The sequence below is a fragment of the Streptomyces durhamensis genome (assembly GCF_000725475.1).
In the GTDB taxonomy this organism is placed as follows: Bacteria; Actinomycetota; Actinomycetes; order Streptomycetales; family Streptomycetaceae; genus Streptomyces; species Streptomyces filipinensis.
Genome location: NZ_JNXR01000005.1, coordinates 262,655 through 276,285, shown reverse-complemented (window position 1 = coordinate 276,285; position 13,631 = coordinate 262,655). Strand labels below are relative to the sequence as shown.

Here is a 13,631-nt window from a genome sequence, read left to right as displayed (position 1 = left end):
TGTGGCGCAACAGCGGCGGCGTCACCCGCGGAAATGGCGCTCCAGCCCCTGCCACACCTCGTCGTAGCGCCGCTGGAGGTGGTCGGCGGCGGCCGCGTGCGGGGCGAGGGTCACCGGCCAGCGGGTCTCGAACATGAAGGCCAGCCCGTCGTCGATCTTCTGCGGCTTCAGCTCGGCCGCGCTCGCCCTGTCGAACGTCTCCCGGTCCGGGCCGTGCGCCGACATCATGTTGTGCAGTGAGCCGCCGCCCGGCACGAAGCCCTCCGCCTTGGCGTCGTAGGCCCCCTCGATCAGGCCCATGTACTCGCTCATCACGTTCCGGTGGAAGTACGGCGGCCGGAAGGTGTCCTCGCCCACCAGCCAGCGCGGCGCGAAGACGACGAAGTCGACGCCGGCCAGGCCGGGGGTGTCCGACGGTGAGGTCAGCACCGTGAAGATGGAGGGGTCGGGGTGGTCGTAGGAGATGGTGCCGATCACATTGAAACGGCGAAGGTCATAGACGTACGGCACATAGTTGCCGTGCCAGGCGACCACATCGAGCGGGGAGTGGTCGTAGGTGGCCGTCCAGAGGTTGCCGCAGAACTTGTTCACGACCTCCACCGGGCCGGTCACGTCCTCGTACGCGGCGACCGGCGCCCGGAAGTCCCGGGTGTTGGCGAGGCCGTTGGCGCCGATCGGGCCGAGGTCGGGCAGCCGGAAGGGCGCCCCGTAGTTCTCGCACACATATCCTCGGGCGGACTCGTCCAGCAGCTCCACACGGAAGCGCACCCCACGCGGGATCAGCGCCACATGTGCGGGCTCCACGGCCAGCCGGCCGAACTCGGTGTGCAGCAGGAGTCCGCCGCGCTCCGGCACGATCAGCAGCTCGCCGTCGGCGTCGGAGAAGACGCGCTCCATCGAGGTGTTGGCGTGGTACAGGTGCACGGCCATCCCGGCGCGCTGGGTCGCGTCCCCGTTGCCGCCGAGCGTCCAGAGGCCGGCCAGGAAGTCGGTGCCCGCCCCGGGTTCGGGCAGCGGGTTCCAGCGCAGCCGGTTGGGGTCGGGCACGGCCTCGGTGAAGGGGGCCGTGCGGATCGCGCCGTTGTCGGTGCGGGTGAACGCCGGGTGCGCGGCCGACGGGCGGATGCGGTACAGCCAGGAGCGGCGGTTGTGCGCCCGCGGCTCGGTGAACGCCGTACCGCTCAGCTGCTCCGCGTACAGCCCGAGCGGTGCCCGCTGGGGCGAGTTGCGGCCCTCGGGCAGGGCGCCCGGCACCGCCTCCGAGGCGTGCTCGTTGCCGAACCCGGTCAGATACGACAGCCCCGCGGCGGTCTTCCGCGCGTCCCCGCTCATGATCGCTCCCTTGCGCTTCCCGATTCCTATGGAACACCGTAGGAATGAGCGGGGGCGGAGCGCAAGAGGGCGCCGGGTACTACCTCGGAGGGATGTCGCGGGACGGGCGGAACCCGACTTCAGACGGATCCGGCGGACCGGAGCGTTGTTCTACTCTCGCGGACATGCCAAGTACGTCATGGACCCGCAGGACGCTCGCCGCGCTCACGGCGTGCGTCCTGCTGCCGCTCGGCGCGGCGGGCTGTACGACCGGTCGCGCCCAAGCCGGCACCGTCACGACCTCACCCATCGGCCAGGTTCTGGACGACACCGACGACACCGGCCGGCATCTGCGCGAGGTCGACCCGAAGAGCGCGCCGGAGGTCGGTGTCGAGGTGACCCCGCACTCCGGCGGCGGCTGGGACGTCCGGCTGGCCTTCCACCGCTTCCGCTGCTCCGCGTCCGGCGCCGGGCCGGCGGCGGTCACCGGGCGCGGGCTCGCGTACCTCTTCGTCGACGGTCACCGGGTCACCCGGCTGCGCTCCCCCCGGTACCAGCTGGCCGACCGGCTCGTCCCGCACGGCACCCACCACGTCACCGCGCGCCTGTACGCCGACGACGGCACCGCGTGGGCCGTACACGGCAAGCCGGTGCAGAGCACCGCCGACATAACCGTCTCGGACGCGGAGACGGCGACGGCCCAGCCGTCGGCCCCGCCCGCCGGAAAATGAGTGCACCGGCCACCCGTGTCCGTACGGGAGGGCGAGGTTCACCGGACCGCGGCGGAGAGGCATCATGAAGCCCGTGCCCCATGCGACAACGCTCCGCCGCGCGCCCGTCCAGCGGCGCAGCGCCGAACGGCTGACCAGGATCCTCGACGCCTGCGCCGAACTCCTCGACGAGGTCGGCTACGACGACCTGAGCACCCGCGCGGTCGCCCTGCGCGCCGGGGTGCCCATCGGATCGGTCTACCGCTTCTTCGGCAACAAGCGGCAGATGGCCGACGCCCTCGCCCAGCGCAACCTGGAGCGGTACACCGAGCGCGTCACCGAGCGGCTGGAGCAGGCGCGGCAGGGCGACTGGCGGGCCGCGATGGACGCGGTCCTCGACGAGTACCTGGCCATGAAGCGCACCGCCCCCGGGTTCTCGCTGGTCGACTTCGGCAACCAGATACCGGTCGGCGCCCGCCGGTGCGAGCCCAACACCCGCGTCGCCGACCGGCTCACCAACCTGCTCTCCGGCTATCTGGACCGCACCCCCGACGACGCGCTGCGCCGGGTCTTCCTCGTCGCAGTGGAGAGCGCGGACGCCCTCGTCCAGCTGGCCTTCCGCACCGACCCCGACGGGGACGAGGCGATCATCGCGGAGACACGGGCACTGCTGCGGGCGTATCTGGCGCGCGTGCTGGACTGACCTTCGGCCGTCGTCCCCCCTTCAGCCGTCCCACCTTCACACGAGACACCTCCCCATCATGCGTACCGGTCGGTATGCTCACCCCGAGCCGTCCGCGCACGCCCGGCACCGCCGCCGACCCCCGGGAGGACCCGTGTCCCGCACCGCCCTGCGCATATGCCCCCTGTGCGAGGCCACCTGCGGCCTGACCCTCACCATCGAGGGCACCCGTGTCACCGGCGCCCGCGGCGACCGCGAGGACGTCTTCAGCAAGGGCTTCATCTGCCCCAAGGGCGCCTCCTTCGGGGCCGTCGACTCCGACCCCGACCGGCTGCGCACCCCGCTCGTGCGCCGGGACGGCGAGCTGCGCGAGGCCACCTGGGAGGAGGCCTTCGACGCGGTCGCCGCAGGGCTCCGCCCCGTCGTGGAGGGGCACGGCGCGGACTCCGTCGGCGTGGTCCTCGGCAACCCCAACGTGCACACCGTGGCAGGCGCCCTCTACCCGCCGGTGCTGCTCGCCGGACTGCGCACCCGCAGCCTGTTCACCGCCTCCACGGTCGACCAGATGCCCAAGCACGTCTCCAGCGGCCTGCTCTTCGGCGACGCGAACGCCATCCCGGTGCCGGACCTGGACCACACCGACCATCTGCTCCTCATCGGCGCCAACCCCCTGGAGTCCAACGGCAGTCTGTGCACCGCCCCCGACTTCCCCGGCAGGCTCAGGGCGCTCAAGGCCCGCGGCGGACACCTGACCGTGGTGGACCCGCGCCGCACCCGCACCGCGAAGCTCGCCGACCGGCACCTGGCGATCCGTCCCGGCACCGACGCCCTGCTGCTCGCGGCGATGGTCCACACCCTCTTCGCGGAGGACCTGGCCGACCTCGCCCACCTCGCCCCGCACGTCCAGGACCTCGACGAACTCCGCGCAGCCATGGGGGAGTTCACCCCGGAAGCCGTCGCCGAGGCCTGTGACCTGGACGCCGATGTCATCCGCACCCTCGCCCGCGAACTCGCCGCCGCCCCCACCGCCGCCGTCTACGCCCGCATCGGCAGCTGTACCGTCGCGCACGGCACCCTGGCCAGCTGGCTGGTGGACGTCCTCAACATCCTCACCGGCAACCTGGACCGGCCCGGCGGCGCCCTCTTCCCGCAGGCGGCCACCGACCGGACCCCCCCGCCCGGCGGGGCCCGGCCGCGGCTTCGCGCTCGGCCGCTGGCACTCCCGGGTACGGCGGCTTGCGGAGGCCAAGGGCGAGTTGCCGCTCTCCGCGCTCGCCGAGGAGATCGACACCGCCACCGGTGAGGGCGAACCGGTCCGCGCGCTGATCGTCGTGGCCGCCAACCCGGTGCTGTCCGCGCCCGACGGCAACCGCCTCGACAAGGCCCTGGGCTCCCTGGACTTCATGGTCAGCGTCGACCCGTACCTCAACGAGACCTCGCGCCACGCCCATGTCGTGCTGCCGCCGCCCCCGCCCTCCCAGAGCCCGCACCACGACTTCGCCTTCAACACCCTCGCCGTGCGCAACCAGGTCCGCTACACCCGCCCCGCCGTCCCGCTGGAGCCGGGCCGCATGGCCGAGAGCGAGATCCTCGCCCGGCTGGTCCTCGCGGCCACCGGCATGCACGGCGCCGACCCGGCCGCCGTCGACGCCCTGGTGATCGACCAGACCCTCGGCAAGGCCGTGACCGAGCCGTACTCCCCGGTGCACGGCCGCGACCCGCGCGAACTCGCCGGGCAGCTCACCGGCGAGAGCGGACCCGAGCGGCGGCTGGACATGATGCTGCGCCTCGGCCCGTACGGCGACGGCTTCGGCGCCCGCCCCGACGGCCTGAGCCTGGCCCGGCTGCTCGCCCACCCGCACGGCATCGACCTCGGCCCGCTGCGCCCCCGCCTGCCCCAGCCGCTGAAGACCCGCAGCGGCAAGGTCGAGCTGCTGCCCGGGCCGATCGCCGCCGACCTTCCCCGGCTGGGTGAGGCCCTGCGCGAACGCCCCGCGGAGCTCGTCCTCGTCGGCCGCCGCCACCTGCGCTCCAACAACAGCTGGATGCACAACGTGCCCGCGCTGACCGGCGGCTCCAACCGCTGCACCCTGCACATCCACCCAAAGGACGCGGCCCGGCTCGGGGTCCGGGACGGGGCGGACGTACGCGTCAAGGGAGCCGGGGGAGAGGTGGTGGCGCCCGCCGAGGTCACCGACGCCGTGCGGCCCGGCGTGGTGAGCCTGCCGCACGGCTGGGGCCACGACCGCCCCGGGACCCGCCTCGGCCACGCGAGCACCGCCCCCGGCGTCAACGTCAACCAGCTCCTCGACGGCAGCCTGCTCGACCCGCTCTCGGGCAACGCGGTCCTCAACGGCGTCCCCGTCCAGCTCGCCGCAAGCCCGTGACCTGGGCTTTCGCGCCTATTGCTCACACGTCGACATCTTGTTGACGCCGGTCGACGGGACCTGACGTGTCGCCGGGGCGGCCCGAGAAGCCCGGGGGAGCGGGGCGGGAGCGGCCGAAGCGCTCGGTGTTGCGCCGCACGAGCGATATCTGACGACGCGCCGGGCGTTTTTGCCCGGACGGGCGGTGCGTATGACGGAGAGTCCAGACGAAAGAGCGATTTGTATGAAAATCGTCTGAACTCGCGGAGGATTGCGCATGCCCAGCCTGACACTCCCACGTGCCGTCGGCTCCCGCGCGGGCGCCGCCGTCGTCCTCACCGCCCTCGCCGTGGCGGGCGCGTCATGGGTCTCGGCGCCGAACGCGGCTGCCCAAGGGGAAAACGGCGACATCAGGGTGCACCGCGAGGGCGTGCCCTACGGTGTCTCGAAGGATGACCCGGCGGTCTGCAGGTTCTACCTCGACGCCGTCAACTTCGACATCCTGCCCAACATCGCCTACATCATCCAGGCGCAGCCCCCGTTGCCCACCGCCGCCACGATCACCGGCATCATCCAGCTCGCCGGCGGCGCCGGGCACACCGACCCGATCAGCCTGACGGACGGGCAGTACAAGCTCACCTGGGTCGCAGCGGGCGCCCCCAAGGAGAAGCTCTTCCGCGTCAACTGCCACGACGGCCGGCAGGACGGGGCGCACGGTCCGAACGGCCAGATCGAGGACCACGACCGCCAGGACCAGGACCACGACCGGCAGGACCAGGACCACGACCGCCAGGACCAGGACGGTCCGGGCTGGGGCCAGGGTGGTGACCACGACCCGCCGAAGGGCGGGGTGCACGCGGGCGGAGGCGGTCTCATCGACACGGCCGCGGGATACTCGCCGGTGGCCGCCGCGGCGGCCGTGGGCCTGGTCGCGGTCAGCGGTGTCGCGTACATCCGGCTGATCCGCCGGCGGCCCCATGGTGCCGCGTAGGCGCAGACGCAGGCCCTGGCACCGGACCCGCGCCTACCGCCTCATCAGGACGGCCCTGCTGGTGACCGTCCTGGTGATGGCGGGGAACCGGTGGTGGGGCGGGCACGCCGGGCCTGGCCGGGCGGACGACCCGGACGCGGTGGCGGCCGCCGGCGAGGGCCCGGGCGGGGAGAAGTCCTGCAAGCCCCCTTCCGGCCCCTCGCCCCGACCGCTGCCCCGGTCCCGGCCGACGTCCTTCCGTATCCCCTCGCTGGGTGTCGACGCCCCGGTCACGGCCCTCCGGCTCGACGCCGACCGGCAGTTGGAGACCCCGCCCGTGGACAGGCCCACGCTGGTCGGCTGGTACCAGGCCGGCCCCACACCGGGCGAGTCCGGCACCGCGATCGCCGTCGGCCACCGGGACACCCTGACCGGTCCGGCCGTTTTCGCCGCGCTCGCCCAGGTCAAACCCTGCAAGCTCATCGAGGTCAGGCGCGCCGACGGCCGCACCGCCGTCTACACCGTGGACCGGATGAAGGTCTTCGACAAGGCGGGCTTCCCGGACAAGGAAGTCTACGGCCCGGTCGGGCGGCCGGAACTGCGCGTGCTGACCTGCGGCGGCCTCTACAGCCGGCGGACCGGCTACACCAGCAACGTGGTGGTCTTCGCCCATCTCACCGCCACCAGGTGACACGGACCACCCGGCCCGGTGCATGAGCCCCGGCCGCCCCGGCGATGATGTCCTGGTACGTCTGGCGCCGAAAAACTAACGCCGCTAGTTTGTGTGCCGGACGACGCGGACCCGCCGGGAGGAAGCAGCATGAAGGCACACGACGGCCTGTACATCGACGGCGCCTGGCGCCCCGCCGAAAGCACGGAGGTCATCGAGGTCGTGAACCCGGCCGACGAGCAGCTCGTCGCCCGGGTCCCGGCGGGCGGTGCGCTGGACGTCGACACCGCCGTCCGTGCCGCCCGCGCCGCCCTCCCCGGCTGGGCGGCCACGCCCCCCGCCGAGCGCGCCGCACGTCTGACCGCCCTCCGGGACGTCCTCGTGGCCCGCAAGGACGAGATCGCCGAGACGGTCACCGAAGAGCTGGGCTCCCCGCCGCAGTTCTCCCAGGCCGTGCACGCCGCGGTGCCGATCGCGGTCGCCGGGTCCTACGCCGAGCTGGCCGCCGCCCACCCCTTCGAGGAGAAGGTCGGCAACTCCACCGTCCTGCACGAGCCGATCGGCGTGGTCGGCGCGATCACCCCCTGGAACTACCCCCTCCACCAGATCGTCGCCAAGGTCGCCCCGGCGCTCGCCGCGGGCTGCACGGTCGTCCTCAAGCCCGCCGAGGACACCCCGCTCACCGCCCAGCTGTTCGCCGAGGCGGTGCACGAGGCGGGCGTGCCGGCCGGCGTGTTCAACCTGGTCACCGGCCTCGGGCCGGTCGCCGGCCAGGCCCTCGCCGAGCACCCGGGGGTGGACCTGGTCTCCTTCACCGGCTCCACCGCGGTCGGCAGGCAGATCGGCGCGGTGGCGGGCGCGGCCGTCAAGAAGGTGGCCCTCGAACTCGGCGGCAAGTCCGCCAACGTCATCCTGCCCAGCGCCGACCTCGCCAAGGCGGTGAACGTCGGGGTCGCCAACGTGATGTCCAACTCCGGCCAGACGTGCAGCGCCTGGACCCGCATGCTGGTCCACCGCGACCAGTACGACGAGGCCGTCGAGCTGGCCGCGGCGGCCGCCGCCAGGTACGGCGACCGGATCGGCCCCGTGGTCAGCGCCAAGCAGCAGACGCGGGTGCGCGGCTACATCGAGAAGGGTGTCGCCGAGGGCGCCCGCCTGGTGGCCGGCGGCCCCGAATCCCCGCGCGAGAAGGGCTACTTCGTCAGCCCGACCGTCTTCGCCGACGTGACGCCGGAGATGACCATCGCCCAGGAGGAGATCTTCGGCCCGGTCCTCACCATCCTCCGCTACGAGGACGAGGAGGACGCCCTGCGCATCGCCAACGGCACGGTCTACGGCCTCGCGGGGGCCGTCTGGGCCGGCGACGAGGCGGAGGCGGTGGCCTTCGCCCGCCGCATGGACACCGGACAGGTCGACGTCAACGGCGGCCGGTTCAACCCCCTCGCCCCCTTCGGCGGCTACAAGCAGTCCGGGGTCGGCAGGGAACTCGGCACGCACGGACTCGCCGAGTACCTCCAGACCAAGTCCCTCCAGTTCTAAGGAAGTACGCGAGTCATGGCCGTACGAGCCGCCGTCCTGCCCGCCATCGGCGCCCCGCTGGAGATCACCGGCATAGAGCTGCCCGACCCCGGCCCCGGACAGGTCCGGGTCCGCCTCGCCGCCGCCGGCGTCTGCCACTCCGACCTGTCCCTGTCCAACGGCACCATGCGGGTGCCGGTCCCGGCGGTCCTCGGCCACGAGGGCGCCGGCACGGTCCTGGCCGTCGGCGAGGGCGTCACCCACGTCGGCGAGGGCGACCCCGTCGTCCTCAACTGGGCCCCCTCCTGCGGACGCTGCCACGCCTGCGCGCTCGGCGAGGTCTGGCTGTGCGCGAACGCCCTCAACGGCGCCGCCGACGTCTACGCCCGCACCACCGACGGCACCGAGCTGCACCCCGGCCTGAACGTGGCCGCCTTCTCCGAGGAGACCGTCGTCTCCGCGCCCTGCGTGCTGCCCCTGCCGAAGGGGGTGCCGCTGGTGGACGCCGCCCTCCTCGGCTGCGCCGTCCTCACCGGCTACGGCGCCGTCCACCACTCGGCGAAGGTCCGCGAGGGCGAGACGGTCGCCGTCTTCGGCGCGGGCGGCGTGGGCCTCGCCACCCTCCAGTCGGCCCGGATCGCGGGCGCGTCCCGGATCATCGCGGTCGACGTCTCGCCGGAGAAGGAGGAGCTCGCCCGTGCGGCCGGCGCCACGGACTACGTCCTGGCCTCCGAGAACACCCCCCGCGAGATCCGCGCCCTGACCGGCAAGCAGGGCGTCGACGTCTCCGTGGAGTGTGTGGGCCGCGCGGTCAGCATCCGCGCCGCCTGGGACTCCACCCGCCGGGGCGGCCGTACGACGGTCGTCGGCATCGGCGGCAAGGACCAGGAGGTCACCTTCAACGCCCTGGAGATCTTCCACTGGGGCCGCACCCTGTCCGGCTGCGTCTACGGCAACACCGACCCGGCCCGCGACCTGCCGGTGCTCGCCGGGCACGTGCGGGAGGGCCGACTGGACCTCTCCGCGCTCGTCACCGAGCGGATCGCCCTGGAGGGCATCCCGGCCGCCTTCGAGAACATGCTCGCGGGCAAGGGCGGCCGGGCGCTGGTGGTGTTCTGACCCCGGTCGTCCGGTGCCGGTGATCCTCGTCCTCGGATCCCCGGCGCCTCAGGTGACCTTCTCGGGTCGCGGCCGCTCGCCGGCCGCGACCCGGACCGTCCGGCCCCCGCGCGCCCGGGACCGCGACACCGCCACGCCCGCGAGACACAGCACACCGCCGGCCAGCGTGAGCACGCCCGGCACCTCGCCGAGCACCACCCACGACATCAGCACCACCAGCGCGGGCACGGCGTACGTCGTCGCGCCCATCCGGCTCGCGGTGCTGCGGGCGAGGGCGTAGGCCCAGGTCGTGAAGGCGAGCGCGGTCGGGAAGACGCCCAGGTAGACCATGTTCAGGGTCGCGGGCACGGGCGCGTGGGCGACCTCGTGCACCAGCTGCCCGGCGAACGGCAGACAGCACACGGCGCCGACCAGGCACCCGGACATCGTCACCTGCAGGGCACTCGCGTGCCCCAGGGCCGGCTTCTGCGCGACGACGCCGGCGGCGTAGGTCACCGCGGCGAGCAGGCACAGCACCACACCGAGCACGGAGGACCCGTCCCCGCCCGACATCGACAGGCCCACGGTCACCGCGCCCGCGAACGACACGGCCATCCCGGCCAGCAGCCGCGGCGGCATCGGGTCGCCGAGCAGGCGGGCGCCGAGCAGGGCGATCAGCAGGGGGCCTATGTTCACGACGAGGGCCGCGGTTCCGGCGTCCACCTGCTGCTCGCCCCAGTTCAGGACGACCATGTAGAACCCGAACCACAGCACCCCGGACAGCAGGATCCCGCGCCAGGCGGCCCTGGGCGGCAGTCCTTCCCGGCGTACGGCCCAGACGAGCGCCAGGGCGAGGGTGCCCGACGCCAGCCGGCCGAGGGCCAGCGCACCGGGGGAGTACTCCTGGCCCGCACTCCGGATCGCCACGAAGGCCGAGGCCCACAGGACGACGCTGACGACGGCTGCGCCGGCGGGCAGCAGACGGTGACGGGGGGCGACGTTCATCATGCTCCCGAGGCTAGGTGGAGGAGCCGGCTGACGGCTGGCGGATATCGGACAGGGCACCGGTGCCGCTGCGGCCCGGGCGTCGGAGTGCTTGCCCGCGCTCGTGGGGTGCCGCCTGCGCCCACCCGTGCCGCCGCAGCGGCACGACTGCCCGCAGGCCGCGGCGGTGGGGGGAGCGCCCCACAGGGTGCGGGGAACCGCGCGGGCGACCGGAACGGACCCGCGCGCGGCGCACGGCACGCCCCCCGCCCCCGTAGCCGAACGTCACCGCAGCGCCCCCGGCGGGATACCCAGCAGCGCCGACAACTCCCGCTCCCCCGACCCGGTCACCCGCACGGCCCGCGCCGAGCCGATGCGCACGCACCACCCCGCATCCAGCGCGTGCCCGCACAGCGCGGCCCCCGCGGCCCCCGCGAGATGCGGACGCCGCTCGGTCCAGTCGAGGCACGCACGGGCCAGCGGACGCCGGCCGGACAGGTCGAGCGTGATGCCCGCCGCGGCGAACCACTCCACCCCCGCCTCGGTGAGCGCGAACCCCGTGTCCTGCCGCAGCAGCCCGCGCAGGGTCAGCGCGTCCGTGACCGCCATCCCGAGCCGTCCGGCGAGATGGTCGTAACAGGTACGGCCCGGCGCCATCGCGGACCCGGCGCTCGACTCCCGCAGCGAACGCGGCTGTACGGCCGCCGGAGGCACCTGCGCGGCCAGCTCCTCCACCAGCCCCGCCGCGCGCGCGTCGGCCAGCCGTACATACCGATGCCGGCCCTGCCGTTCCTCCGCGAGCAGGCCGCCGGCCACCAGCTTGCCCAGATGCTCACTGAGCGTCGACGCGGCGACCCCGGCGTGCCGGGCGAGCTCACCGGCGGTCCAGGCCCGTCCGTCGAGCAGCGCCAGCAGACACGCGGCCCGGGTCTCGTCGGCGAGCAGCGCCGCCAGCGAGGCGAGCCCGGTCGCCCGGGGATCCCTGGTGGTCATGCGGCCAGCATGCGGCACCGACGCTTCGGTGCCCACCGAATTGTTCTCACACGCTCTGCCGCGCCTGTTCGTACTGCTGCGTCAGCCCGTCCAGCAGCGCCGCCAGCCCGGTCTCGAAGGCCCGCTCGTCGATCTTCTCCTGCTGCTCGGCGAGCAGATGGGCCTGGCCCAGATGGGGATAGTCGGCCGGGTCGTAGGCGCTCGCGTCGTCCACGAAGCCCCCGGCGAACGAACCGAGCGCGGAGCCCATGATGAAGTACCGCATCAGCGCGCCGATGGAGGTCGCCTGGGCCGGCGGCCAGCCCGCGTCGACCATCGCCCCGTACACCGCGTCCGCCAGCCGCAGCGCGGCGGGGCGGCGGCCCGGCCCGCGCGCGAGGACCGGGACGATGTTCGGGTGGTCGCGCAGGGCGGCCCGGTAGGAGACGGCCCAGTCGCGCAGCGCGGTGCGCCAGTCGCGGCCGTCCTCGAACATCGACAGGTCCACCAGAGCGCTCACCGAGTCGGCGACCGCCTCCAGGATCTCGTCCTTGGTGCGGAAGTGGTTGTAGAGCGAGGGCCCGCTCACCCCCAGCTCGGCGGCGAGCCGGCGGGTGGAGACGGCCGCCAGTCCCTCCCGGTCCACGAGTTCCCGGGCCGTCTCGACGATCCGGTCGGTGCTGAGGAGAGGCTTGCGCGGTCGGGCCATGGCGCACATAGTAGGGCTGCGAACAGAAACTAGCAGTGCTAATTTAAATGTACGGCTTTCAAGATCCTCCGGGTCTCCGCCGTATCCGTCCTCTTCTGTGGGGTGATCGCGTGGTGAACCTGGAACTGAGCGAGGAACAGGCCGCCGTACGGCAGCTCGCCCGGGACTTCGTGGAGCGCGAGATAGCCCCGCACGTGGTCGCCTGGGACCGGGCCGAGGAGGTCGACCGGGGCATCGTGAAGAAGCTCGGCGAGGTCGGCTTCCTCGGCCTGACCGTCGACGAGGAGTACGGCGGCTCCGGCGGCGACCACCTCGCGTACTGCCTGGTCACCGAGGAACTGGGCCGCGGGGACTCGTCGGTCCGTGGAATCGTGTCCGTCTCCCTCGGGCTCGTGGCCAAGACGATCGCCGCCTGGGGGACCGAGGAGCACAAGCGGCGCTGGCTGCCGGGACTCACCGCGGGCGAGTACGTCGGCTGCTTCGGCCTGACCGAGCCCGGCACCGGCTCCGACGCCGGCAACCTCACCACACGTGCCGTGCGCGACGGCGACGACTATGTCATCAGCGGCACCAAGATGTTCATCACGAACGGGACGTGGGCCGACGTCGTCCTGCTCTTCGCACGCTCCACCGACGCCCCCGGGCACAAGGGCGTGTCCGCCTTCCTCGTGCCCACCGACACCCCCGGCCTGACCCGCCGTCCCCTCCACGGCAAACTCGGACTGCGCGGCCAGGCCACCGCCGAACTCGTCCTTGAGGACGTGCGGGTGCCCGCCTCGGCGATGGTCGGGGAGCCGGGCAAGGGCTTCTCGGTGGCCATGTCCGCGCTGGCCAAGGGGCGGATGTCGGTGGCCGCGGGCTGTGTCGGCATCGCCCAGGCCGCCCTGGACGCGGCCGTCAGGTACGCCGGTGAGCGCGAGCAGTTCGGCAAGCCGATCGCCCGTCACCAGCTGGTGCAGGAGCTGATCAGCGACATCGCCGTCGACGTGGACGCCGCCCGGCTGCTCACCTGGCGGGTCGCCGACCTGATCGACCGCGGCCTGCCGTTCGCCGTGGAGTCCTCCAAGGCCAAGCTGTTCGCCTCCGAGGCCGCCGTCCGCGCCGCCAACAACGCCCTGCAGGTCTTCGGGGGCTACGGCTACATCGACGAGTACCCGGCCGGCAAACTCCTGCGCGACGCCCGCGTCATGACCCTCTACGAGGGCACCAGCCAGATCCAGAAGCTGCTCATCGGCCGTTCGCTGACCGGGGTTTCGGCGTTCTGAGCACACCTCGGGCTGAGTACACGTCTGAGTACTTCGGCGGATGTGGCGCGCACCACATCCGCCGATGCTGTCTGCCATGAGCGACACACCGGTCAAGCAGCAGAGCACGGCCGCCTTCTACGGGCAGGCCGTCGCCTCCTTCTCGATCGCCATGGCGGCCACCGCCATCGGCATCTTCCGGCTGGACGCCGACGCCTGGGTGCGGGCGTTCCTCGCCATCGCCGTCCTGTACCTGGTCACCTCCGCCTTCACCCTCGCCAAGGTCATCCGCGACCGCCAGGAGGCCGGGCGGATCGTCAGCCGCGTCGACCAGGCGCGCCTGGAGAAGCTGCTGGCCGAACACGACCCCTTCGAGAAGCTCTGACCAGGCCGCACT

At 73.1% G+C, this 13,631-nt stretch carries 12 protein-coding genes and 1 pseudogene; 9 read left to right on the top strand and 4 right to left on the bottom strand.

Annotation, left to right across the window (positions count from 1 at the left end; all coding sequences use genetic code 11):
* Positions 1–21: 21 nt before the first annotated feature.
* Positions 22–1,332: a homogentisate 1,2-dioxygenase gene (gene hmgA / locus IO33_RS0109015; RefSeq protein ID WP_031162275.1), complete on the bottom strand. Its 1,311-nt coding sequence runs from the start codon at positions 1,330–1,332 to the stop codon at positions 22–24.
* Positions 1,333–1,496: 164 nt separating this feature from the next.
* Here hmgA and IO33_RS0109010 point away from each other — a divergent pair, with 164 nt between their 5' ends.
* The 7 genes and pseudogenes from IO33_RS0109010 to IO33_RS0108980 all read left to right on the top strand — a co-directional run bounded on the left by IO33_RS0109010 (position 1,497) and on the right by IO33_RS0108980 (position 9,346).
* Positions 1,497–2,042, top strand: coding sequence for a hypothetical protein (locus IO33_RS0109010; protein WP_031162273.1), 546 nt, complete (start codon positions 1,497–1,499; stop codon positions 2,040–2,042).
* A gap of 64 nt (positions 2,043–2,106) precedes the next feature.
* On the top strand, positions 2,107–2,724 hold the full coding sequence (locus IO33_RS0109005) for a TetR/AcrR family transcriptional regulator (protein WP_031162270.1): 618 nt from the start codon (positions 2,107–2,109) through the stop codon (positions 2,722–2,724).
* Positions 2,725–2,857: 133 nt separating this feature from the next.
* Positions 2,858–5,090, top strand: a pseudogene (locus IO33_RS43975) (molybdopterin oxidoreductase family protein).
* A 256-nt stretch (positions 5,091–5,346) separates the two neighbouring features.
* Complete coding sequence (locus tag IO33_RS0108995) at positions 5,347–6,060, top strand: hypothetical protein (protein WP_031162268.1); 714 nt, start codon at positions 5,347–5,349, stop codon at positions 6,058–6,060.
* Entirely contained in the window at positions 6,047–6,730 is a 684-nt protein-coding gene (locus tag IO33_RS0108990) for a class F sortase (RefSeq protein WP_031162266.1), read from the top strand. Before IO33_RS0108995 ends, IO33_RS0108990 begins: the two co-directional genes overlap by 14 nt.
* A 129-nt stretch (positions 6,731–6,859) precedes the next feature.
* The gene (locus IO33_RS0108985; protein ID WP_031162264.1) at positions 6,860–8,248 is read left to right on the top strand and encodes an aldehyde dehydrogenase family protein; all 1,389 of its coding nucleotides are present in this window, start codon (positions 6,860–6,862) and stop codon (positions 8,246–8,248) included.
* A 15-nt stretch (positions 8,249–8,263) separates the two neighbouring features.
* Complete coding sequence (locus IO33_RS0108980) at positions 8,264–9,346, top strand: Zn-dependent alcohol dehydrogenase (protein WP_031162262.1); 1,083 nt, start codon at positions 8,264–8,266, stop codon at positions 9,344–9,346.
* 48 nt (positions 9,347–9,394) lie between these two features.
* Here IO33_RS0108980 and IO33_RS0108975 read toward each other — a convergent pair whose 3' ends face one another.
* The 3 genes from IO33_RS0108975 to IO33_RS0108965 all read right to left on the bottom strand — a co-directional run bounded on the left by IO33_RS0108975 (position 9,395) and on the right by IO33_RS0108965 (position 11,990).
* Positions 9,395–10,333 (bottom strand): DMT family transporter, encoded by a 939-nt coding sequence (locus IO33_RS0108975; RefSeq protein WP_031162260.1) that lies wholly within the window; start codon positions 10,331–10,333, stop codon positions 9,395–9,397.
* A gap of 261 nt (positions 10,334–10,594) precedes the next feature.
* Positions 10,595–11,302 (bottom strand): ArsR/SmtB family transcription factor, encoded by a 708-nt coding sequence (locus IO33_RS0108970; RefSeq protein WP_031162259.1) that lies wholly within the window; start codon positions 11,300–11,302, stop codon positions 10,595–10,597.
* A gap of 46 nt (positions 11,303–11,348) precedes the next feature.
* The gene (locus IO33_RS0108965) at positions 11,349–11,990 is read right to left on the bottom strand and encodes a TetR/AcrR family transcriptional regulator (protein WP_031162257.1); all 642 of its coding nucleotides are present in this window, start codon (positions 11,988–11,990) and stop codon (positions 11,349–11,351) included.
* 113 nt (positions 11,991–12,103) lie between these two features.
* Here IO33_RS0108965 and IO33_RS0108960 point away from each other — a divergent pair, with 113 nt between their 5' ends.
* Together IO33_RS0108960 and IO33_RS0108955 are read left to right on the top strand one after the other, a co-directional pair.
* Positions 12,104–13,255, top strand: a complete 1,152-nt coding sequence (locus IO33_RS0108960) for an acyl-CoA dehydrogenase family protein (RefSeq protein WP_031162255.1) — start codon at positions 12,104–12,106, stop codon at positions 13,253–13,255.
* Between the two features lie 76 nt (positions 13,256–13,331).
* A complete protein-coding gene (locus IO33_RS0108955) occupies positions 13,332–13,619 on the top strand; it encodes a YiaA/YiaB family inner membrane protein (RefSeq protein ID WP_031162254.1) in 288 nt (95 codons plus the stop codon).
* The last annotated feature ends 12 nt before the right edge of the window (positions 13,620–13,631 follow it).

Coding starts and splice junctions, on each gene's coding strand:
- IO33_RS0108985 (WP_031162264.1), top strand. CDS start 6,860: ATGAAGGCACACGACGGCCTGTACATCGACGGCGCCTGGCGCCCCGCC.
- IO33_RS0108955 (WP_031162254.1), top strand. CDS start 13,332: ATGAGCGACACACCGGTCAAGCAGCAGAGCACGGCCGCCTTCTACGGG.
- hmgA (WP_031162275.1), bottom strand. CDS start 1,332: ATGAGCGGGGACGCGCGGAAGACCGCCGCGGGGCTGTCGTATCTGACC.
- IO33_RS0108970 (WP_031162259.1), bottom strand. CDS start 11,302: ATGACCACCAGGGATCCCCGGGCGACCGGGCTCGCCTCGCTGGCGGCG.
- IO33_RS0108980 (WP_031162262.1), top strand. CDS start 8,264: ATGGCCGTACGAGCCGCCGTCCTGCCCGCCATCGGCGCCCCGCTGGAG.
- IO33_RS0108990 (WP_031162266.1), top strand. CDS start 6,047: ATGGTGCCGCGTAGGCGCAGACGCAGGCCCTGGCACCGGACCCGCGCC.
- IO33_RS0109005 (WP_031162270.1), top strand. CDS start 2,107: ATGAAGCCCGTGCCCCATGCGACAACGCTCCGCCGCGCGCCCGTCCAG.
- IO33_RS0108965 (WP_031162257.1), bottom strand. CDS start 11,990: ATGGCCCGACCGCGCAAGCCTCTCCTCAGCACCGACCGGATCGTCGAG.
- IO33_RS0108975 (WP_031162260.1), bottom strand. CDS start 10,333: ATGATGAACGTCGCCCCCCGTCACCGTCTGCTGCCCGCCGGCGCAGCC.
- IO33_RS0109010 (WP_031162273.1), top strand. CDS start 1,497: ATGCCAAGTACGTCATGGACCCGCAGGACGCTCGCCGCGCTCACGGCG.
- IO33_RS0108995 (WP_031162268.1), top strand. CDS start 5,347: ATGCCCAGCCTGACACTCCCACGTGCCGTCGGCTCCCGCGCGGGCGCC.